At 62.5% G+C, this 19,930-nt stretch carries 16 protein-coding genes; 13 read left to right on the top strand and 3 right to left on the bottom strand.

The window, feature by feature from the left end:
- Nucleotides 1-4 precede the first annotated feature (4 nt).
- A complete protein-coding gene (locus WKV53_RS23590; RefSeq protein ID WP_341407285.1) occupies nt 5-1,444 on the bottom strand; it encodes an arylsulfatase in 1,440 nt (479 codons plus the stop codon).
- A gap of 604 nt (nt 1,445-2,048) precedes the next feature.
- On the opposite strand from WKV53_RS23590, the gene WKV53_RS23585 reads away from it, so the two are divergent.
- Nucleotides 2,049-5,027, top strand: coding sequence for an RICIN domain-containing protein (locus WKV53_RS23585; protein WP_341407284.1), 2,979 nt, complete (start codon nt 2,049-2,051; stop codon nt 5,025-5,027).
- Between the two features lie 65 nt (nt 5,028-5,092).
- On the opposite strand, the gene WKV53_RS23580 is transcribed toward WKV53_RS23585, so the two are convergent.
- Nucleotides 5,093-5,848, bottom strand: a complete 756-nt coding sequence (locus WKV53_RS23580) for an N-acetylmuramoyl-L-alanine amidase family protein (RefSeq protein ID WP_341407283.1) — start codon at nt 5,846-5,848, stop codon at nt 5,093-5,095.
- 98 nt (nt 5,849-5,946) lie between these two features.
- On the opposite strand from WKV53_RS23580, the gene WKV53_RS23575 reads away from it, so the two are divergent.
- The 3 genes from WKV53_RS23575 (at nt 5,947) to WKV53_RS23565 (ending at nt 9,307) form a co-directional block, all read left to right on the top strand.
- Nucleotides 5,947-6,309, top strand: coding sequence for a hypothetical protein (locus WKV53_RS23575; protein ID WP_341407282.1), 363 nt, complete (start codon nt 5,947-5,949; stop codon nt 6,307-6,309).
- A 117-nt stretch (nt 6,310-6,426) separates the two neighbouring features.
- Nucleotides 6,427-7,053 carry a tetratricopeptide repeat protein gene (locus WKV53_RS23570; protein ID WP_341407281.1) on the top strand — a complete coding sequence of 209 codons (627 nt, stop codon included), beginning with the start codon at nt 6,427-6,429 and terminating at the stop codon, nt 7,051-7,053.
- Nucleotides 7,054-7,057: 4 nt separating this feature from the next.
- Entirely contained in the window at nt 7,058-9,307 is a 2,250-nt protein-coding gene (locus WKV53_RS23565) for a ComEC/Rec2 family competence protein (protein ID WP_341407280.1), read from the top strand.
- On the opposite strand, the gene trmB is transcribed toward WKV53_RS23565, so the two are convergent.
- The gene (gene trmB / locus WKV53_RS23560; RefSeq protein WP_341407279.1) at nt 9,296-9,916 is read right to left on the bottom strand and encodes a tRNA (guanosine(46)-N7)-methyltransferase TrmB; all 621 of its coding nucleotides are present in this window, start codon (nt 9,914-9,916) and stop codon (nt 9,296-9,298) included. The genes WKV53_RS23565 and trmB overlap by 12 nt on opposite strands.
- A 187-nt stretch (nt 9,917-10,103) precedes the next feature.
- Between trmB and accB the strand changes: the two genes are divergently transcribed.
- From accB to WKV53_RS23515, 9 genes are all read left to right on the top strand, one after another.
- A complete protein-coding gene (gene accB, locus WKV53_RS23555; RefSeq protein ID WP_341407278.1) occupies nt 10,104-10,568 on the top strand; it encodes an acetyl-CoA carboxylase biotin carboxyl carrier protein in 465 nt (154 codons plus the stop codon).
- 53 nt (nt 10,569-10,621) lie between these two features.
- Nucleotides 10,622-11,974, top strand: a complete 1,353-nt coding sequence (gene accC, locus WKV53_RS23550; protein WP_341407277.1) for an acetyl-CoA carboxylase biotin carboxylase subunit — start codon at nt 10,622-10,624, stop codon at nt 11,972-11,974.
- A gap of 9 nt (nt 11,975-11,983) precedes the next feature.
- Nucleotides 11,984-12,613: a thiamine phosphate synthase gene (gene thiE / locus WKV53_RS23545; protein WP_341407276.1), complete on the top strand. Its 630-nt coding sequence runs from the start codon at nt 11,984-11,986 to the stop codon at nt 12,611-12,613.
- Between the two features lie 84 nt (nt 12,614-12,697).
- Nucleotides 12,698-13,633 (top strand): PfkB family carbohydrate kinase, encoded by a 936-nt coding sequence (locus tag WKV53_RS23540; RefSeq protein ID WP_341407275.1) that lies wholly within the window; start codon nt 12,698-12,700, stop codon nt 13,631-13,633.
- Between the two features lie 441 nt (nt 13,634-14,074).
- Complete coding sequence (locus WKV53_RS23535) at nt 14,075-15,004, top strand: hypothetical protein (RefSeq protein WP_341407274.1); 930 nt, start codon at nt 14,075-14,077, stop codon at nt 15,002-15,004.
- 83 nt (nt 15,005-15,087) lie between these two features.
- Nucleotides 15,088-15,618: a PEP-CTERM sorting domain-containing protein gene (locus WKV53_RS23530; protein ID WP_341407273.1), complete on the top strand. Its 531-nt coding sequence runs from the start codon at nt 15,088-15,090 to the stop codon at nt 15,616-15,618.
- A 272-nt stretch (nt 15,619-15,890) separates the two neighbouring features.
- Nucleotides 15,891-16,838: a hypothetical protein gene (locus WKV53_RS23525; protein ID WP_341407272.1), complete on the top strand. Its 948-nt coding sequence runs from the start codon at nt 15,891-15,893 to the stop codon at nt 16,836-16,838.
- Between the two features lie 271 nt (nt 16,839-17,109).
- Nucleotides 17,110-19,110, top strand: a complete 2,001-nt coding sequence (locus WKV53_RS23520) for a sensor histidine kinase (protein ID WP_341407271.1) — start codon at nt 17,110-17,112, stop codon at nt 19,108-19,110.
- A 21-nt stretch (nt 19,111-19,131) separates the two neighbouring features.
- Nucleotides 19,132-19,800: a response regulator transcription factor gene (locus WKV53_RS23515; RefSeq protein ID WP_341407270.1), complete on the top strand. Its 669-nt coding sequence runs from the start codon at nt 19,132-19,134 to the stop codon at nt 19,798-19,800.
- Nucleotides 19,801-19,930 lie beyond the last annotated feature (130 nt).

The following is a 19,930-nucleotide window of genomic DNA, read 5'->3' as shown; positions in this document are numbered from 1 at the left end:
AAGCTCAGGCGTCCGGGATTTTGACGGGGAAGATTTCATTCGGCGATGCCTCGCGCTTCAGAACCTCGACCGCTTGGGTGATCAGTTCGGGGTGGCCGGCAGAGAGATCGGTGGTTTCGTTTGGATCCTTCGCGATGTCGAAGACCTGCCATGGGCCCGGCTTCTTCGTGTCGAGATTGCGGCGGAGCACCTTGAAGTCACCGAGGCGCACCGCGACTTGGCCGCCATACTCGGGAAAGACCCAGAGCATGGGCTTGGTGCGTTCGACCTTGGCATCGCTTGTCAGGGCGGGCCACAGGTTGATGCCGTCGAGACCATCGGGCGCTTTCAGATCGGCCGCAGCGCAGAGGGTGGGGAACCAGTCCGGGAAGAAGCCGGGCGTCGTGTTTTCCGCGCCCGCTTTCACCTTGCCGGGAAGTCGCACGATCGTCGGGACGCGCAGGCCGCCTTCATAGACGGAGCCCTTGCGGCCGTTCAGTTCGCCGACGCTCTTGAAGAACTCCGTGTCCACGCCGCCCGCGTCATGGGTCGCGCCATTGTCGGACGTGAATACGATCAGAGTTTCATCCAGGATGCCGGCTTTCTCCAATGCCTCGCGCACCGCGCCGACATGGCGGTCGAGGTCGCTGATCATCGTGGCGTAGGCGGCACGCGGGCGGGGATTCGGAAGATAGCCGCCTTCGCCGCGATAGGGCTTGGCATCCCAATCCTTGGGATATTCATCGAGGTGATCTAGCGGCGGATGGATCGCCACGTGTGGCTCGATGAAGGCGAGGTAGAGGAAGAATGGCTTGGACTTGTTAGACGCGATGAACTCCTGCGCCTCCTTCACCATCAAGTCGGGCGCGTAGGTCTTGCCGATCCATGGTTCGGCTTTCACTTCGCCCTCGACCGGCTTGGCGTGACCGGGGATCGGGGTGGGATTGATCTCCACCTGCTGGTCATTCCGCCACAGGAAGCGCGGGTAATAGGAGTGGGCAACCGCCTGGCAATTGTAGCCGAAGAAGAGGTCGAAGCCCTTCTTATTCGGGTCGCCGGTCGAGCCGACGGGCCCGAGTCCCCACTTGCCGATCGCGGCAGTAGTGTAGCCGGCTTTCTGGAATGCGGCGGGCAGCGTCGCGATGCCGGCGGAGATCGGGTGCTGGCCCTCTTTGAACTGCGGGAAGGAGACGCTGGCCTGCTGGTTGCCGCGGATCTCGGCGTGCCCGAGGTGCTTGCCGGTCATCAGCGTGCAGCGGGCCGGTGCACAGACCGGCGCGCCGCTGTAGTGTTGGGTGAGCTTGGTGCCTTCCTTCGCCAGCCGGTCGATGTTCGGCGTGTGGATCTTCTGCTGACCGAAACAGCCGACTTCACCGTAGCCCAAATCGTCGGCCAGGATGAACACGACATTGAGGGCAGAGGCTGGCAGCGAGCAGGCGAAAAGGGCAGCAAGGATCGGGCGCATCGGCAGCAGGCTACGCCAAGGCCGGGGGGATTGTTCCCGCGAATTCGCGAGAGAAATCCTCGATTTTGCGGCCTTCGGACTTTGCCACGAGGTGGACGTTCGTCGCGGATCATCGTTTATGGAAGGACAGGTAGATCCATAAACAATGAACTAATTATCCGGTAAAATATGCGTGCATAATTATTGCTTCACGGAGAGGTTTAGTGAGTTAATAAATATGACACGAAATTGCAGACGTGGCTATTTGCGCTATCCCCGACAGGTTTAGTTGTAAGACGCGCTTTGCAAAGTTTTCAGACTTTTGTTCAGTGTTGTAGGTAAAAGACTTAGGAGCGTGTCGTTTCCCAATTTCGGACACGATGCCGGACTCCCAAAATTAATTCCCGCCAAGGAAATCGATTCCTAACGGATAGGCATCAGAAAGCATTTGCCGACATTGTGATAAAGATGATAGGGGCGAGTTCTGATTCCACTGCTGCCCTCTGGGATCAGGACATGCGAATTCGGTGAATCTGCATTCTGCAAGTTCATGCAAACCCAACCCGACGACGAGCGTCGGGGGTGCGGTTCATCGTGTCGCGCACAGACCCAACAAAAAACACCTATGAAACCTCGTTTGAACCCGAACCAAGCGACCGTTGGGCAGCGCCGGAAGCGATGGATAGCAGCAACGGCAACGCTTGCCGCCCTGATCACCGCCGGAGTCCTATGGACCCCGGGCAAGCATGAAGCCGGTGGTTCTCCCGGCCCTGTTTCCTCAAAGGCATCGGTGCGGCCCGACCGGGAGAAGGAACTGCAGCGCCTCGCTGACTTAGTGGAGCGCGGCAAGCAGGCGATCCCGCTCGCCGCCGTGTCCGCCGATAGCCCGCCGGTGCCATCGGTCGTGCCGGAGCGCGAGCTGACCGCGAGCGGCTGGATGAAGGACCCCGATCCGGCGATGCAGGGCTTCTCTGCATGGACGGAGCGCTATCTCGCCAGCCCGACGGCTTCGCGCGGAGCCTTGGAAGCGGATGGCATCGCGGCTGCGACGGCCCGGCGCGTGGCATTGGAAGGCCAGATCAGCAGCGATCCGCGGCGTGCCCTGGCGAATGCCGTGCCGCTTTCGGTGCGCGATCAATTGCCGGAATCCATCCAGTCTCTGTTAGAGAAGCGGGTGGACGCTTTCGGTGACCTCTCGGTCTTGAACGCCATGGCAGTTCCGGGAGGAGAGGCCATTCCCGCGACCGACCGCGTGGCCATCGGCGATAACTTCTATGAGGCCCATCGCTACGGCAACCGCGAGAACGTCTCGTGGGTGCGCGATGCCTCGCTGCACGGCATCGTCGTCGACAACAAGATGGCGGTCCTCGACAGCCCGGTGCGGGTGCTTGAGGAAGGCGAAAGCCTCGACGGCGAGATCGTCAACGAGACCTGCCCAGTCTCGCAAAAGACCGTGGCCGCAGCAGGTCACGGCAGCGTGAAGCCGGGCAACAAGACCCAGTTCCAGCTCGGCAACGACTACTACGAGACCTGCGAACCGGATCACGTGGCGAACGTGGAGTCCGGCATCGTGGCGAGCGAGAAGGCCAACGAACCGACCGGCAAGACCTTGGCGGATCTTGGCCTGCACCAGCTATGCATGCCAAAGCCGCAGGCACTGGGCGACAGCTCGGCGCCGGGCACGGCTGGTTATCTCGGCAAGCCACCGACCAGCATGACCTTCGGCGGGAAGAAGATCCTGATCATGCGCGTGCAGGCGAATGACACCGGCTACCCGGCCAATGGCAGCCCGACCGACTTCAACAACATGGTCTACGGCTCCGGCGGGTTCGACACCCGGATGCGCCGCATCTCGTACAACAACACGTGGATCTCACAGTCGGACGTCACGCCGGTGATGACCCTGCCGCAGCCCCGCACCTACTACGTGGGTAATCCGCTGGGCACTGCGTATGACTGCAACCGCTGGATCACGGACGCGAAGAATGCCGCAGTGGCTCAGGGCTATGTGCTCTCGAACTACGCGCAGCTCATCGTGGCCCATGAGAGCTACAACACCGGTGCAGCTGGCCTGGCATGGGCGGGCTACATCTTCCTCAACGGCTTCTTCGGTGTGGAGGTAACGCTGCACGAATACGGCCACACCTTCCGCCTGCCGCACGCCAATTCATGGTACACCACGGACGGCAATCCCATCTCCACCGGCAAGCAGCACCGCGAGTATGGCGACGCTGCCGACCCGATGGGCAATGCCTGGGGCGCGAATCAGTACAACAGCTTCAATCCCTACTATAAGAACATCTGCAGCTGGCTTCCGGACAGCGCGGTCCAGACGGTCACCCGCAACGGCACCTATCGTGTCTATCAGCACGATGGGTCAACGGCACTGAACCGCACCGTGGCGATCAAGATCGGCCGCGACTACGAGTACAACTACTGGATCGGCATCCATGGCGATCCGGTCGCACAGACGAACTTCAACAACGGCGTGGCGGTCTATGCCGTCTCCTCGTTCAAGTTCTCCGACTCGCACCTGCTGGACATGAACAATCCCGGCGACGACAACCGGGACAATGCCCCGCTGGCGGTGAACCAGACCTGGTATGACTCTGCGGCTGACGTGACGATCAAGACCGTGGCCGTGGGCGGCACCAATCCGAACCGCTACGCCGACGTTCAGATCACCTTCGGTCCGAAGAGCAATGGCAACTACCGTCCGCTGGTGAGTGGTGGCGTCTATCGCTTCAAGAGCCGCAACAACAACAAGTACCTCGGCATCGCCGGCAACAGCTCCACGAATGGCGTGCCGATCACCGCATTCAACGCGACGAATACCGCCGCGGAAAACTGGGTCGCGTGGCGCGAGAGCGATGGCAGCTATCGCTTCAACCACCAGGGCACGGACAAGTGGATGGACGTGGACAACAACGGCCAGGGCGATGGTCCGGAGATCTGGCAATACACCGGCAATACCAGCGACGCCCAGCGCTGGTACATCGGGCAGAACCCTGACGGTTACGTTTATTTCACCCACAAGGGCACTGACGGCAAGGTGATCGACATGGATCCCGGTGGCGTCAATGACGTGCACCAGTGGGGGAGCTTCGAGGCCACTTGGCAGCAGTGGTATCCGGAGCTGGTGGGGATGAGTGCGGGTAGCTACCGCCTCATTCCCCGCCACGCTCAGGGCCAGGTCCTGGACATTGCGGGCGGTGGCACGGCCAATGGCGCGGCGACAAATCTCTACCAGTGGAGTGCGACCTCGAACCAATTGTTCACGCTGGCCGACGTGGCGGGTTATGCCGGCCGCATCCGCCTGACGCCGACCAATGCGACCGCCAAGGCGCTCGATGTGAATGCGGCGAGCTCGGCCAATGGCACCAAGCTCCAGCAGTGGGATTGGCTCGGCACCGGCAATGCCGCCCAGCGCTGGGCCTACACCCGCACCGATGGCAATTGGCTGCGCTTCACGCCGGACTGCGCGACCGGCAGCTGCATGGAGGTGAGCGGTGACGACAACGCCTTCGGAAACGGCAGCGTGGTGCAGCTCTGGCAATTCACCGGAGCACTGGACCAGCAGTGGCGCTTCGCGGATTCCGATTGAGATCGCTCAAGTCCTATGGCCCCGGGAGGAAACTCCCGGGGCTTTTTCTTGGAGCGGAGCGGCGGCTAGGATCCCGCCGGGTCCGAGGGCCGGCTCGGTGGAGCATTGATCGGGCGGGGGAGGGCGCCGGTGCCGGCGTCGCCGTTGGCCTGTTGGTCGAGGATGGCGCGGGCGATGGCGGCTGCCATCTTGTCGCGATAGCCCGGATCGGCGCAGAGGCGGGCTTCGGAGGGATTGCTCAGGTAGCCGATTTCAAGGAGCACGCACGGGATGTCCGGGTTGCGGGTCAGGCGCAGGCGGCGGCGGACCATGCCGCGGTTGCCGGATTCGGCGGGGGAAACGGAGGTCAGGGCGCGCTGGAAGCGGGTGGCCAGGCCGTGGCTATCGACGCGCCAGTAGTAGGTCTCCGGTCCGCGGACGCCGGCACCGCTGGAGTTGTAGTGAATGCTGACGAGGATGGTATTGCTCTGGCCGCTGGCGCGGGCGGCGCGGACGTCGAGGTCGATGAAGGTGTCATCGCTGCGCATCAGGCGGGTCTTCACCTTGCCGCCGAGCTGGCGCTGGAGGCGCTTGGCGGTATCGAGCGCGAGGTCTTTTTCCTTTTGGCCGGTGGTGCCGGAGACGGCGCCGCTGTCCTTGCCGCCGTGACCGGCGTCGATGATGACCGTGTCGAAGCCCTTCGGGCCGGGCCGGTGGCCCCAATAATCAGGGCGTCCATTGTTCGAGGCGCCGCTAGGGACGTTGGCGGTGCCGGGGCCGGCGCAGGAGGCGGCGAGCAGGCAGGCCACAGCGGCGAAAAGGGTGGGGAGTCCGAATCTCACGCCGCAAAGCATTGGCGCGCTCCCACCCCGATGCGAATGAAAAAGCCACGACGGAAATTCGTGTTTGAAATTGCAGGCCGCCCTTCCAGCTTTCTGCGGTGTTCCAGATCGTCTTCAACGAAATCAGCGCGGCTGAGATTTCCCGCCTCGATACGCTCGAGCAGCTTGACCTGCTCGACGAATTCAAGGTGACGGAAAAGGATCTGGAGAACCTCGATGGCGACCGTTTCGGCAAGATCGAGCGCGACGGCAAGACGCTCTACCGCTTCCGCGCCAAGGACTGGCGCTTCTATTTCGAGGTGAAGGACCGCCAGGTCATCGTCCACCGCGTGCTGCACAAGGGGACCTTCTCGGATTTCGCCTTCCGCTCGAAGATTCCGATCGGCGAGGACGAGGAATTGGCGAAGTCGAAGCACTTCTGGAAGCTCATCGACGAGGGCCGGGCCGCGCGCCGCCTGTAAAAGAGGCGGATTTTTGACTTCCCGGCGGGTGCGGGCGGTTTCTTAGTCTCACGACATATGAAGTGGGGTGTGTATGCCGTTCTGGTGCTTGTCAGCTTATTCTGCTGGGGGAATTTCGTGAAGGCTGGAAAAGATGTGGCGGATGCTCAGAAGAATTATGAGCAGGTGAAGAACGATGGCGAGGAAGACGAGCAAGTGATCAAGGACCTCAATTCGAAGGTCGAGAACGCCGCAAGCAGCCGCTTCGTGAATGGCCTGCTGCTCACCTTCCTGACCGCCGGCCTGATCGGCATCGTTTTCGTCATCCACATCCTGCCGATGCTGGCCCACCGCGTCACCCACGCCGTCTACGACAGCGGCGAGGAGGTCGACAAGGACCCGATGCACGACGCCCGTTCGAAGGTCGCCCAGGGCGATTGGGAAGGCGCCATCGAAGCCTTCCGCCAAGCGGCAGCGATCGATCCGCTCAACCGCCTGCCCTACGTCGAAATCGCCAAGATCCAGCTCGAGCAGCTGGAGGACCCGCAGGCCGCAGTCCAGACGCTGCGCCAAGCCATCGAGGGCCAGGAGTGGCAGGAAAACGACGCCGCCTACCTCATGTTCCGCCTCGCGGGAATCTACGACGAGAATCTCGGCGACCGGGCTTCGGCTGCGACCACCATGCAGCAGGTGATGGAGCAGTTCCCGGAAACGCGCCACTCGGCCAACGCCCGCCACAAGCTCCACGAGTGGGGCCTCGCCTGATGCCATGCGTGCCGCGCTCCGCCGTTGGGTGGAGCTCCACCCGTTGCTGTGGGCTGCCTTGCTCGCAGTCGCGGCGGTGGCGGCAGCGGACGGCTACGTGGCAGCGGGATTGGGCATCGGCCTGCTCGCTTTAGGAGGGATTCTGCCGGTCCGGCGGTCCGATATCACGGTAGCGGCGGTGGTTCTCGCCGCGCTGGCTGCCGGTCTCCATCTCTACCGGCTGGCACCCCAACGGGCGGCGCAGCGATCGGTGGAGGAGCAGGGAAGCATCCTCGCCACCGTGACGGCGCGGTTGCTTTCCGAGCCGCAGGCAACCGGCGGCGGGTGGTCCGCGCTGGCTCAGATCGAAAGCGGCGGGCCGGGCGGGAAGGTTTCGTTGCGAGGAAACGGAGCGCCACCGGGGAAGGGTGCCAGGATTGAGGTGAAGGGCCGCTTTCTGCCGTTTCGGGAGAAGAGGAATCCCGGCGAATTCGACTTCGCCAACTGGCTCTACCGGCAGGGCGCGTGGGGCACCTTCCAGGCGACAGGGCTGGCGAAGCTGCTGAAGGAGCCCCCGGCGATCGATCAGGCGGCCGCCAAGGCGCGTGCCTGGTTCCGCAATGCGGTGACGGCCGGTTTGGACCCGGCGGCTCAGGAGGCGGCGGTGATCCGGGCCATGGTGCTCGGGGAAATGCCGGAGGATGAGGACATGCTGATCGAGGCCTACCGCCAGAGCGGCACGCTCCACGCCTTTTCCGTCAGCGGCATGCACGTGGCGATGGTCGGCCTGATCGTCTGGTGGGTGCTGCGGTGGTGCTGGGTGCCGCGCCGGGCGGCGATCTTCGTGATCGTGGCGGCCATGATTGGCTATGTGTGGATCACCGGCTTCAAGCCTCCGTCCATCCGGGCCCTGATCATGGCGGGGATGGTGCTCAGCGCCTTCGTGCTGCGGCAGCGGCCGGACCTGCTCAATGCGCTTGGCTTTGCGATGTTGGCCGGGTTGCTGGTGGATGGGCATCAGCTTTTCCAAGTCGGCTCGCAGCTTTCCTTTGGAGTGGTGGGGGCGATCGGAATCTTTGCGGCCACGATGCGGCGGCCGTTTGCGTTTCTGGAGACCCGGGAACTCTATCTGCCGCGGCAGCTCTATGGTTTGTGGAGGAACGGGTGGCTGTGGTTTCGCCAGCAGACAGCTTCCGCGCTGGGCGCGTCCTCGGCGGCCAGCTTCGGCTCGCTGCCATTGACGCTGTGGCACTTCGGATTCGTCTCGTGGGTCTCCATCCTGGCGAGTCCGCTGATGGGACTCCCGGTGCTGTTGCTGATGATCCTCGCCTTGGCCGCGACCGCGCTGGCACCCTTTCCGGCCGCCCAGCAGCAAGTGAACCGCTGGAACGGCCATGTGGCGGGGTGGTGCACCAATGTTGCCACGGGCTTCGCCGCGGTCCCCGGCGGAAACATGACCTTTTCGCGTGGCCAGCTGGGGGACAACTTCCTGATCGCCTACGATGCCGGTCACGGAAGTGGAGCGGCGTGCCTTTATTCCGACGGTTCATCGGTGCTCTTTGACACCGCGCATGCGGCAGGATTCCGGCGGACGGTGCTGCCATCGCTTCGCTATCTGGCCCTGAGCCCGCAGAATATCGTGCTTAGCCATCCTGATGGCGACCACATCGGCGGCACGATGGAGGCGCTCGATATGTTGCCGGTGCGGCAGATCCTGCTGCCGGTGGAGAAGGCCCGGAGCAAATTCTTCCGGGATATCAAGGCGGTCTCGCAGCAGCGGGGGATCAGCACGCACCGGGGCCTGCTCGGTGAGAAGTTTCCAATTTCTCCCGAAGCCTGGCTCGAAGTCCTCCATGAGCCGGATGCTCGTAACCAGAATGCCGTGGCCGATGAGCGGGTGATGGTCACGCGGCTCCACTGGCACGGCTGGCGCGTCCTTTTCACCAGCGATGCCGGCCTCGGGGCCGAGCGGAAGATGCTGGAAGCCGGCGGGGATTTGCAGGCGGACGTGATTGTCGCGGGGCGGCACGTGCAGGATGTCTCGCTAGGGGACGACTTCCTCGCGGCGGTGCAGCCGAAGGCGATTATCGCCAGTCACGCGGACTTTCCGAAGGAGGAACGGATTCCCGAGAATTGGGCCGCGGCCTGTGAGAAGCGCGGGACGAAGGTCTTCCATCAGGGACGGACCGGAGCCGTGACCTTGGCAGTCGAGAAAGACGGCTCGCTGGTGATCCGCGGATATCTGGACGGCTCGGAGCTCAGGCTACGCCGGTGATTTCCGCAGCCGCAGCCGCTGGAGGGTCTTGCCTTCGCTTTCCCAGAGGAGCTGGAAGTCGGTCTTCGGGTAGAAAAATTCATCCTCCGGCCACTCGAGCCGCTCGAACTTCCCGAAGGCGGCGACCTTTTCCTCGGCCCACTCGAAATACTCCGGGTGGTCGGTCTTGAAGAGAAACTCCCCGCCGGGCTCGAGCAGGTCCCAGATCGCCTGAAGGAACTCCTCCTGAATCAGCCGCCGCCGGTGGTGGCGCAGCTTCGGCCACGGGTCCGGGCAAAGCAGGTGCAGGCGGGAGACCGATTCGCGCGGCAGCAGCCACTCGGCGGTGTAGCGGCTTTCGAGGCGCAGCACCCGGGCATTGGTCAGGCCGAGCTTGCCGATGCGCTTGCACACCTTCCGGACGCGGCCCAGCAGGCGCTCCACGCCGAGGAAATCCCGCTCCGGATAGTGGCCGGCCATTTCCCACAGGAACTTCCCGTCGCCGCAGCCGAGGTCGATTTCGAGTGGCCGGCCCTCCCGGACGAGCTCGTGCTTCTCCAGCCGCCGGAAATAATCGGCGGGCACGAATTCCTGTGGCTCGGGGATGCGGGCGGGGCGCTGTGCTTCCATCGCGCCGCGTTTCCAGCCCGTAGGCCCAAGTCTTTCAAGGTTTTCTTGCCACGCGGAACTTCTTACTGGCACTTCGGCGCTCCGGGTTCCCGCTTGACGCTCTTTCACACCGTTCCCTAGCCTCCGCAACCGTGGCGCTGGCACTAATGCCGCCCGGGTACCACCACCTAACCGCTTTCTCACCGCCGTGGACCTCAAGGAAATCCGCAAGATCGTCGAGCTCATGAACGAGCACGGGCTCACCCTCTTCGACATGTCGAAAGAAGGCTTCCAACTGAAGCTCCGCAAGGGCCAGGACGTCGAATCCCTGCGCGGACTCCTTGGCAGCCTGCCTGCCGCCGCCCCGGCCTATGCTCCTGCGCCCGCCGCCGCTCCGGCAGCCGCCGCTGCCACCCCGGCCGCCGCGCCGAAGGAGGAAGGCACCGCGATCACCTCGCCGATGGTCGGCACCTTCTACCGCAAGCCCGGTCCGGATTCGCCGGACTTCGTCAATGTCGGGGACGCAGTCAGCGAAGGCCAGACCCTGTGCATCATCGAAGCGATGAAGGTGATGAACGAGATCAAGGCCGAGAAGTCCGGGACCATCACCGCGATCCTCGTGAACGACGCCACGCCGGTGCAGTTCGGCGACGCCCTTTTCCGCATCAAGTGAGTTCCTCGGTTTTCGCTCTGAAAACTGAAAACTAAACACTGCAAACTTCTTCCATGTTCAAGCGCGTCCTGGTCGCCAACCGCGGTGAAATCGCCCTCCGCATCATCCGCGCCTGTCGCGAACTCGGCGTCGAATCCGTGGCCGTCTATTCCGAGGCCGATGTCGATTCGATGCACGTCCAACTCGCCGATGAGGCGGTCTGCATCGGACCCGCTCCGAGCAAGGAGAGCTACCTGAAGCCCGACCGCATCATCGCCGCCGCCGAGATCACCGAGGCAGAGGCGATTCACCCGGGCTACGGTTTCCTGTCCGAGAACGCCCGCTTCGCCGAGATCTGCGAAAGCTGCAATCTCCAGTTCATCGGGCCGTCCGCGAAGGTCATCTCGACCATGGGTGACAAGGCCACCGCCCGCGCTACCGCATTGGCGAATGGCGTGCCAGTCACTCCTGGTTCTGAGATTCTTTCCGATGCGAAAGAGGGCCTCGCCGAGGCCAAGCGCATCGGCTTCCCCGTGATGATCAAGGCCACCGCCGGCGGTGGTGGCCGCGGCATGCGTCCCTGCTTCAAGGAAGAAGAGTTCGAAGCGCAGTTCCGCGCCGCTTCCGGTGAAGCGCTCGCTGCCTTCGGCAATGGCGAGTGCTACCTCGAAAAGCTGGTGCTGAATCCGCACCACGTCGAATTCCAGGTCATCGCCGACCGCCACGGAAACTTCATCCAGCTCGGTGAGCGCGACTGCTCCATGCAGCGCCGCAACCAGAAGATCATCGAGGAGTGCCCGTCGCCGCTGCTTGGCCCCGAGCTCCGCGCCCGCATGGCGGAAGCCTCGGTGAACCTGATCAAGAACATCGGCTACGAGAACGCGGGCACCATCGAGTACCTCGTGGATGAGAAGGGTGAGAACTTCTACTTCATGGAGATGAACACCCGCATCCAGGTGGAGCATCCCGTGACGGAAGAGGTGATGGGCTGCGAGCTCATCAAGGAACAGATCCGCATCGCCGCCGGCGAGCCGCTCTCCGGCCACGTCCTCAATGCCGCGCCGCGTGGTCACTCGATCGAATGCCGCATCAACGCCGAGGATCCCTTCAACAACTTCTGCCCTAGCCCGGGCAAGATCGACATGTGGTATGCTCCGGGCGGCAAGGGTGTCCGCGTCGATACCCACGTCTACTCCGGCTACTCGGTCCCGCCGAACTACGACTCGATGATCGCCAAGCTCATCGTCACCGGTGCCACCCGTGAAATCGCCATCGCCCGCATGAAGCGCGCGCTCGGCGAGTTCATGATTCGCGGCATCAAGACGACGATTCCGTTCCAGAAGGAGATCATCGCCCATCCGGACTTCGCCGCCGGCACCTACGACATCGGCTGGGTCGCGCGTTATCTGGAAGAGCGCAAGGGTTGACCCGCGCTGATGAAGCTCACCGGCCAGCTCTACGCCATCGTCGATCTCGGCTACGTGAAGCCGGAGAACGCCGTGACCGCAGCCAAGGCCTTGCTTGCCGGCGGTGCCGACCTGCTTCAGCTGCGCGCGAAAGGTCACGCCGAGCAGGACATCGAGGATCTCTCTCGCATGATCCTGCCACTGTGCCGTGAAGCAGGCGTTCCGTTCATCGTGAACGATTATCCGGAGATCGCCGTGCGCGTCGGCTCCGATGGGGTTCACATCGGCCAAGATGATGGGTCGCTCGCGGGAGTGCGCGCGATCGTGGGCGAACAGATGATCGTGGGCCGCTCCACGCACTCGCCGGAGCAAGCGAAGGCCGCCTTGGCTGAGGGCTTCGACTACATCGGCTTCGGCCCGCTGTTTCCGACGCCTACCAAGGCCGGGCGTCCGGGCATCGGCATCGAGAATATCATCGCAGTCCAGGCCGAAGTTGGCTCTCAGATCCCGGTCTTCTGCATCGGTGGCATCAAGCGCGACAACCTCCCGCAAGTCCTCTCGGCAGGAGCGAAGAACGTCGTGATCGTATCCGACCTTTTGACCGCTCCTGGCGTCACTGCTGCCGTGCGCGAAGTGAAGTCTGCGCTCTCCGGCGACTGAGTTCCAGATCGCTCCGGCCAAAAGCTTCACCGTTCACGGGTGTTTTTTCTGGTCTCTTGGCTCTCGCCTCTGGTCTCTAACGCCATGTCCAACCCGCTCCCCATTGTCGTCGGAGGAACCATCGCCATCGACAACGTCAAGACGCCCTTCGCTGACGAAACCAATCTTCTGGGGGGCTCGGCCGCCTATGCTGCGCTCGCTGCCTCTTTCTCCGGCGTGCCGGTGAATCTCGTCGGCATCGTCGGCAAGGACTTCCCGGCTCCGCACCTTGCGATGCTGGAAGGCCGCGGCATTTCCCTCGATGGCGTCGAGCGCTCGACCGGTGACTCGTTCACGTGGTCCGGCGAGTACTTCAACAACATGAACGAGCGCACGACCCACCGCGTCGGCCTCAATGTGCTGGAGAGCTGGGAGGTCAAGGTGCCCGCCAGCGCCGCTTCCTCGGCTTTCGTCGTGCTCGCGAATATGTCACCGGACAACCAGCTCCAGATGCTGGCCCAGTGCCAAGGAGCCGACCGCTTCGTGATCGCCGATACCATGGACCTGTGGATCGAGATCGCCAACGAGCGCCTCCACGACGTGCTCAAGCAGCTCGACCTCTTCGTCATCAACGACAGCGAGGCCCGGGAATTCACCCGCACCTCCAATCTCCTCCAAGCTGGCCGCCAGCTTCTTGCCAAGGGTCCGCGCCACGTCGTCATCAAGCTCGGTGAGTACGGCGCCATGCTGTTCTCGGCCGAGGGCGGTGAGGAGCAGTTCTTCCGTAGCCACGCCTACCCGATCCAGGAACTCGTCGATCCGACCGGTGCCGGTGACTGTTTCCTCGGGGGCCTGGCAGGATACCTGGCCGCTAAAGGCTCCACGAAGCCCGACTTTGCGACCCTGCGCCAGGCCGTGGTTTACGGCTCGGTGGTGGCCTCCTTCACCTGCGAATCCTTCTCGACCCGCGGTCTGGAAGCGCTCGATGCCGCTGGTCTCCAAACACGTTTGGATCACTTCCGCGCGGTCACCGTTTGGTGAGGTTCACGCCAACCTGCGACGCCTCAGCTTCGCTAGGCGCGCCAGCCTCGGAACGAAACCCCGTTGTCCCTCAAAAGCGGGACAACGGGAAATTTCTGAGCTCACTTTTTTTGCGATAAATCGACATTTATTGTCATATCGCCGATTTTGGCCGAAATTTTTTTATCGCTGCCGACCGCGTGTCTCTTCACGCGCGCAATTTGTGGGCCAAATGCGAAATTCCGGCCCAAAAGAGGGCTTCTGAATTTCGCGCAAGTCTCTGATTATAAACGAAGAATTTGCAGGTATAAAACTTCCTTGCCTATTCGGCTGGAATCACGCTCAATGCGTTTAATGAAGAGAATTTCGCTGGGCAACCCCGTCTCATGACGAAGGCGTCACGTTTCCCCTGCGCTTTTTTCCTCGACGGACATAAAATCCAGACCTAAACCCAGACTCGTCATGAAACCAATCATCCCTACCGCGCTTTTCGGGGCGCTTCTCGCATTAGGCGTGGCCAATGCCGCGACCACCACTCCGGTCGGTTACTACTCTTTCGACGGCAAGGCCGGCGGTAACCTCTTCGTTCCTGGCTTCGTCAATGCCCCGGCCTTCGCGGGTGCTCTGACCGCAGCGAGCGGCACCACCCTGACGGTGGCTGCCAACTCGCTTACCGCGAACGCCTACAACCAAGGTGCCGTTTACAAGAAGTTCTACGCGGAAATCACCTCCGGCCCGAACGCCGGCGTTGTGCTCGACATCGTCTCGAACACCACCAACGTGATCACCCTCGCCAGCTCGGTCGCTTCCTTGGGCCTCTCCGGCACCGAGACGATCACGGTTCGCCCGCACGTCACGCTGAAGAGCTCGCTCGCCAGCGCCGAAGCTTCGCTGGGTGCGTTCAGCGATAGCGCCACCTTCTACGCCAACGGCACCTTCCAGACCTACTACTACGGTGGCGACGGCGGCACCGGCTGGTCTTCCGACTTCGCCACCGATGATGGCGGTGCCCGTCCGGTCGCTCCTGGCACCGGCTTCGTGCTCGGCCTCGGCTCCAACGTCGGCCTCACCATCACTGGTGAAGTGAAGGCTCCGGACACCGTCGTCCAGCTCGTCTCCGGCGTTGTCAACATCGTCGGCCCTGTCAACCCGCTGGTTGGCGATGCCGTGAACCTCAGCAACACCGGCTTCGGTTCGCTGGCAGCATTCTCTGACTCCATCACCGTTTACCAGCCGGGCCCGTTGTCCGTCTTCGTGACCTACTACCCGCTGGGTGATGGCACTGTCTCCTCCGACTTCGCCACTCCGACCACCGACACGATCAAGTACACCACCGGTGCCGTCGTCATTCCGTCGGGTCCTACGGCCCTCAAGATCGATTCCGGCCTCTAATCCTTGGTCTGGGTCTCCCCTCTCCGAATAAAAACACTACTAATTAAATCAAAGCAATGAGAGCAAAGTTTATTGCTGCCCTTATGGCGACCGCAGCCACCATCGGTGCTGCCAATGCTGTGAGCGTTACCCTTACCGGTATCGCAAACACCTCGGTCGGTCTGGTCACCGCTGGCACCTCCGCCACTCTTCTGAGTGGTAATGCCTACTTCTACTCGACCGCTGTCGATCTTACCGTCGCTCAGGTCGCTGGCATCACCACGCGTGCTGCCTTCGAAGCCCTGATCGGCGCCGATCCTGGCGCAGTTCGTGGTCCGGTTGCCTTCACGGCCGGTGCCTTCACCAGCAGCGCTGCTACCGAAATGGGTGCGGTCGGTAACAATACCTACCTCTTCCTCGAAAGCGCCGGCGGTTTCGGTATCTTCCAAGGCCCGACCGTTCCTTCCTTGGGCGCGGTTACCATGAACCCGGCCAACATGATCGAAGACCTTAAGGGAACTTCGACCCTGACGAACGTCAGCGGCACCAACTCCGGCTTCCAGCTCGTTCCTGAGCCTTCGATCGCCCTTCTGGGTGCTCTCGGCGTGTTCGGTCTGATCCGCCGCCGCCGCTAATACTCGGCACGGAGATAGTCAATCTTGTGGGCGGGATGCTTTCGCATCCCGCCCATTTTTTTTTGCCCGGTTGGCGATGCCTGGAAGCTCAGGCTCCAGTCGAGACCAGACCGGATGGGGAACAGGGCCGGATGGGGGAGAGGAGCGGTAAAAGTAGAGTCAAGGAGCGGGTGAGCTCCGAGGGCACAGGGCGTCCAAAAAAGTAAGAAGCGAGAGCTTGGCGGCGCAAGATGTGTTATGCTAGTGAAGGCCGGACTTAACATAAAACCGTCATGAAACCCCTCATTCCTACGACGCTTCTCGGAGCGCTCTTCGCTTTTGGTGTGGCCAATGCCGCGACCACCACTCCGGTTGGTTACTATGCCTATGACGGCATAGGCGGCGGCAATATTTGCATTCCTAGCTTCGTCAACCCGGCCGCGTTTTCAGGTGCTTTGACTGCAGCGAGCGGCGCGACCCTGACGGTGGCTGCCAATTCGCTGACCGCGAACGCCTACAACCAAGGTGCCGTTTACAAGAAGTTCTACGCGGAAATCACCTCCGGCCCGAACGCTGGCGTGGTGCTCGACATCGTCTCGAACACCACCAACGTGGTCACCCTTGGCTTCAATATCTCTGGCTTGGGTCTCACCGGCACCGAGACCATCACCATTCGCCCGCACGTCACGCTGAAGAGCTTTCTCTCCAGCGCTGAAGCTTCGCTGAATGCCTTCAGCGACAGCGCCACCTTCTACGCCAACGGCACCTTCCAGACCTACTACTACGGGGGTGATGGTGGCACCGGCTGGTCTTCCGATTTTGCCACCGCCGATGGCAGCGATCGCCCTGTGCCTCCGGGCACCGGCTTCGTGCTTGGCTTGGCTGCGAACGTTCGCCTCACCATTACCGGTGAAGTGAAGGCTCCGGACACCTTCGTCCAGCTCGTCGGCGGTGTCGTCAACATTGTCGGCCCGGTGAACCCGCTGGTTGGCGATTCCGTGAATCTCAGCAACACCGGCTTCGAAAGGCTGGCAGCGTTTTCCGACAGTGTCACCATCTATCAGCCAGGTCCCCTGTCCGTCTTCAAGACCTACTACCCGATATATGGTCCCTTCCCGGGAGATCCCGGCGTCCTTTCGGACGATTTCAGCACCCCGACCTCTGACACGATGAAGTACACCACCGGTGCCGTTGTCATCCCGTCGAGCCCTACGGCCCTCAAGCTTGATTCCGGCCTCTGATGCCGGGAATGCCTCTGCTCTTCGAATAGAACACGGCATGTCATCTTGTGGGCGGGATGTGAGCACATCCCGCCCATTTCATTGCCATTGGTCCGGCTCCTTTCCTTGGGGGAGGGAGACCGACGTCGGACGAACAGGGGTGAAGGGAGGCAGATCCTTCCGGGTTGGTTTGCTGGCTTGAGTTCATCCCCGTTGCGTTGCTTCCTTTGAGGATCTGATGATTCGCCAAGTCGCCCTATCGGTTCTTTGCCAACTGCCACTCCATGCGGCGGTGCCTGAAAATCGGGGTTGGGAATATGAGTTTGCCCATCGGTTCTCCGGGCGGCTGACGGCGCTGGAGAATGAACAGGACTCCATCCGGAAGTCCCTGCCGGAATTCCCGAATGTCCCGGTGGCCGATCAAGGAGGAACCGGCGGCCTTGCCAGCTTTTATATCGGAAAAGAGCCGGACTACCAGAAGGACTGCCTGGTGGATCTCCGCTTTCCCGTCCCGGGAAATATCGATCTGGTCGTTTTGGTACCTGCCCGCCGCTATGGCGTGGATGGGCTGGAAGCCCAGTTCGGGCTGCCGGATCGCTTTTCGGTGGAGCTGCTGGGCCAGGACGGGAAAGTTCTCCGCAAGATCGGCGAAAAGAGCGGCCTGTGGGCGGATCCGGTGCGCTCGGGCCATCCCTTCGTGTTTCCAGTGGATCCGCCGCTGGAGGCCGCGGGAGTGAGGATTTCGGCGACGAAGCTGCGGCTGGACGCAGACTCCGCCAGCTATGTCCACGCCTGGTCGGAGGCCTTTGCTTTTTCGGGTGAGCGCAATCTTGCCCTGGGATCCACGGTGACTTCTTCCGGAGATGCTCCCGCCACAGCCCCTTGGCAGTGGGCAAATTCGTTTCTGGTGGATGGCATGACTCCCCTCGGTTTGCCGGAGGAGCCGGCGGCACAGCACATGAACGTCGGCTGGATGACCGATAAACCGAAGGCGACCGATCCCGTCTGGGTGGAATTGGACTTGGGCGAGGAGCGTGAGTTCGATGCCATCCGCTTGTTTCCCGCCAAGCGTCCGACCTCGGACTTGCCGAGCGGCTTCGGCTTTCCCCGCCGGTTCAACATTTCGATCCCGCAGGCTGGCGGGGAGCCCGTCCGCAAATCCGTGGAGATGGCGAATCCGGGGCACAATCCGGTCTTGGTCCAGCTGGGCAAGTGTCACGGACGCAGTGTGAAGATCGAGGCGACGGAACTGTGGAAAGCCTATGAGAACTATCCGGCCTTCCTCGCATTCAGCGAGGTGGAGGTGCTGGAGGGTGAGAAGAATGTCGGTCTGGGGGCGGCGGTGCGTTCCTCCGGTAGCATGGGTGCGGTGGTGGGTTCGGGGGTCCAGTACTGGATCGCATCGAGCCTGAGCGATGGCTTCGGCCCGGATGGGAAGCTGGTTTCCCAGCGCGAATGGCTATTGGCGCTGGACCGGCGGCTTGGGCTGGAAATGCGGGAGTATCAGCTCCAGCGGGAGTCGGAGGCAATTATAGCGGGATGGCGGCGCGGCGGCCTGTGGGGGGTCACGGCGCTGGCCGCCTGCGGGGCCTTTGTTCTGGTGTATTTGCCGATCCGCTACCGGATGAGGGAGAAGCGCGAGCTATCGCGGGTTCGCGAGCGCATTGCCGGCGACCTTCACGATGAAGTGGGCAGCAATCTTGGCAGCATCCAGATGCTTGCCGATTTGGCCGAGGGGCATGCCGGCGCCACCGGGCCGACCAGAGAGCTGAAACGCATCCAGCGCATCGCCGCGGAGACCGTCAGCGCGGTTCGAGACATCGTCTGGCTGCTGCGGCCGCAGGGCGACCATCGCATTGGCACCGTGGAGCACCTGCGTGAGACGAGCTCGATCATGCTGGAGCCGCTGGAGTGGGAATTCACCGCGAATGAGCCAGCCTGGCAGTGCGAGATGTCCGACGAGTCAAACCGCCACCTGTTCCTGTTCTTCCGCGAGGCGCTTCACAACCTGCTGCGCCACTCCGGGGCGAAGAAGGCGCAGATCCGGGTGGAGTGCGATCCTTCATGCTTTCGTCTCACGGTTGCGGATGATGGCTGTGGGATTCCTCCCGAGAAGATGGAGCGGCCCTCGACCTTGCGTGCCCTGAGGCAGCGGGTGGAGGCCTTGGGTGCGGATTTCAAGGTCGAGAGCAAGCCGGGGGAGGGCACTCGCCTGGAGCTGGGGATTCCGTTGATGGCGAAGCGGACGAAAAAGCCTGCCGCCGAGGCGAAGCCCGGCATTGCGCCCGGCTGATCACGCGCGTTCAATGAGGCCGTGGCCGCCAGCAAGACCGCCGATTCCAAGCCGATCCGCCTGATCCTCATCGAGGACCACGCCGACTTCCGTGAATCCGTGTCGATGGTGCTTACCGAGCGCGGCTACGACTGCGTCGGCGGATTCTCGAACATGGAGGACGCGATCGAGGCGATCCGCGGCGGCCTGGAAGCGGATCTGGTGCTTTCCGACCTCGGCCTGCCCGGCATGAGCGGCGTGGAAGGGATCAAGAAGGTCCGCGAGCTCTTGCCGAAGGTGCAGGTGCTAGTGCTCACCGCCTTCACCGACAAGGCCAAGGTCTTCTCCGCGCTCGAGGCCGGCGCGCACGGCTATCTGGTGAAGGCCGGCAGCGCCACCCGGCTGATCGCCACCCTGGAGGAAGTCTTGGCCGGCGGCACGCCGCTCGATCCGAAGATCGCCGGGATGATTCTCCAGACCTTCCGCCAGCTGAGCCCGATCCAAGGAGGAGAAACCCTTTCCACCCGTGAGGCCGAGGTGCTCCAACTCTCCGCCAAGGGCCTGACCCGCCAGGAAGTCGCCGACCAGCTCGGCCTCAGCCAGCACTCGGTGACGGAATACATCAAACGCTGCTTCGACAAACTCCACGTCCGCAACCTGCCCGCGGCCGTCAGCGAGGCAATCCGGCGCGGCCTGCTCGACCTCTCCTGACCGTGTCCCAAATCTTGGGGACATGACAGATCCCGCATTTTCGGGCAGAGTCTTCACATCCGAAGGGGCTCCGGCCCTCAGGGTATGAAAATTTCATGACGAAATTCATTGGGGCCGCATGAGTGTGCGG

The organism is Luteolibacter sp. Y139 (genome assembly GCF_038066715.1).
Taxonomy (GTDB): Bacteria; Verrucomicrobiota; Verrucomicrobiia; order Verrucomicrobiales; family Akkermansiaceae; genus Haloferula; species Haloferula soli.
The sequence above is the reverse complement of the archived record's forward strand: the minus strand, read 5'-3'. Positions and strand labels throughout refer to the sequence as shown.

Bases quoted from the DNA above. Each gene is read 5' to 3' on its own strand.
- WKV53_RS23565 (WP_341407280.1), top strand. From the start codon at position 7,058: ATGCGTGCCGCGCTCCGCCGTTGGGTGGAGCTCCACCCGTTGCTGTGG.
- WKV53_RS23535 (WP_341407274.1), top strand. From the start codon at position 14,075: ATGAAACCAATCATCCCTACCGCGCTTTTCGGGGCGCTTCTCGCATTA.
- thiE (WP_341407276.1), top strand. From the start codon at position 11,984: ATGAAGCTCACCGGCCAGCTCTACGCCATCGTCGATCTCGGCTACGTG.
- WKV53_RS23540 (WP_341407275.1), top strand. From the start codon at position 12,698: ATGTCCAACCCGCTCCCCATTGTCGTCGGAGGAACCATCGCCATCGAC.
- trmB (WP_341407279.1), bottom strand. From the start codon at position 9,916: ATGGAAGCACAGCGCCCCGCCCGCATCCCCGAGCCACAGGAATTCGTG.
- WKV53_RS23585 (WP_341407284.1), top strand. From the start codon at position 2,049: ATGAAACCTCGTTTGAACCCGAACCAAGCGACCGTTGGGCAGCGCCGG.
- WKV53_RS23590 (WP_341407285.1), bottom strand. From the start codon at position 1,444: ATGCGCCCGATCCTTGCTGCCCTTTTCGCCTGCTCGCTGCCAGCCTCT.
- WKV53_RS23525 (WP_341407272.1), top strand. From the start codon at position 15,891: ATGAAACCCCTCATTCCTACGACGCTTCTCGGAGCGCTCTTCGCTTTT.
- accC (WP_341407277.1), top strand. From the start codon at position 10,622: ATGTTCAAGCGCGTCCTGGTCGCCAACCGCGGTGAAATCGCCCTCCGC.
- WKV53_RS23530 (WP_341407273.1), top strand. From the start codon at position 15,088: ATGGCGACCGCAGCCACCATCGGTGCTGCCAATGCTGTGAGCGTTACC.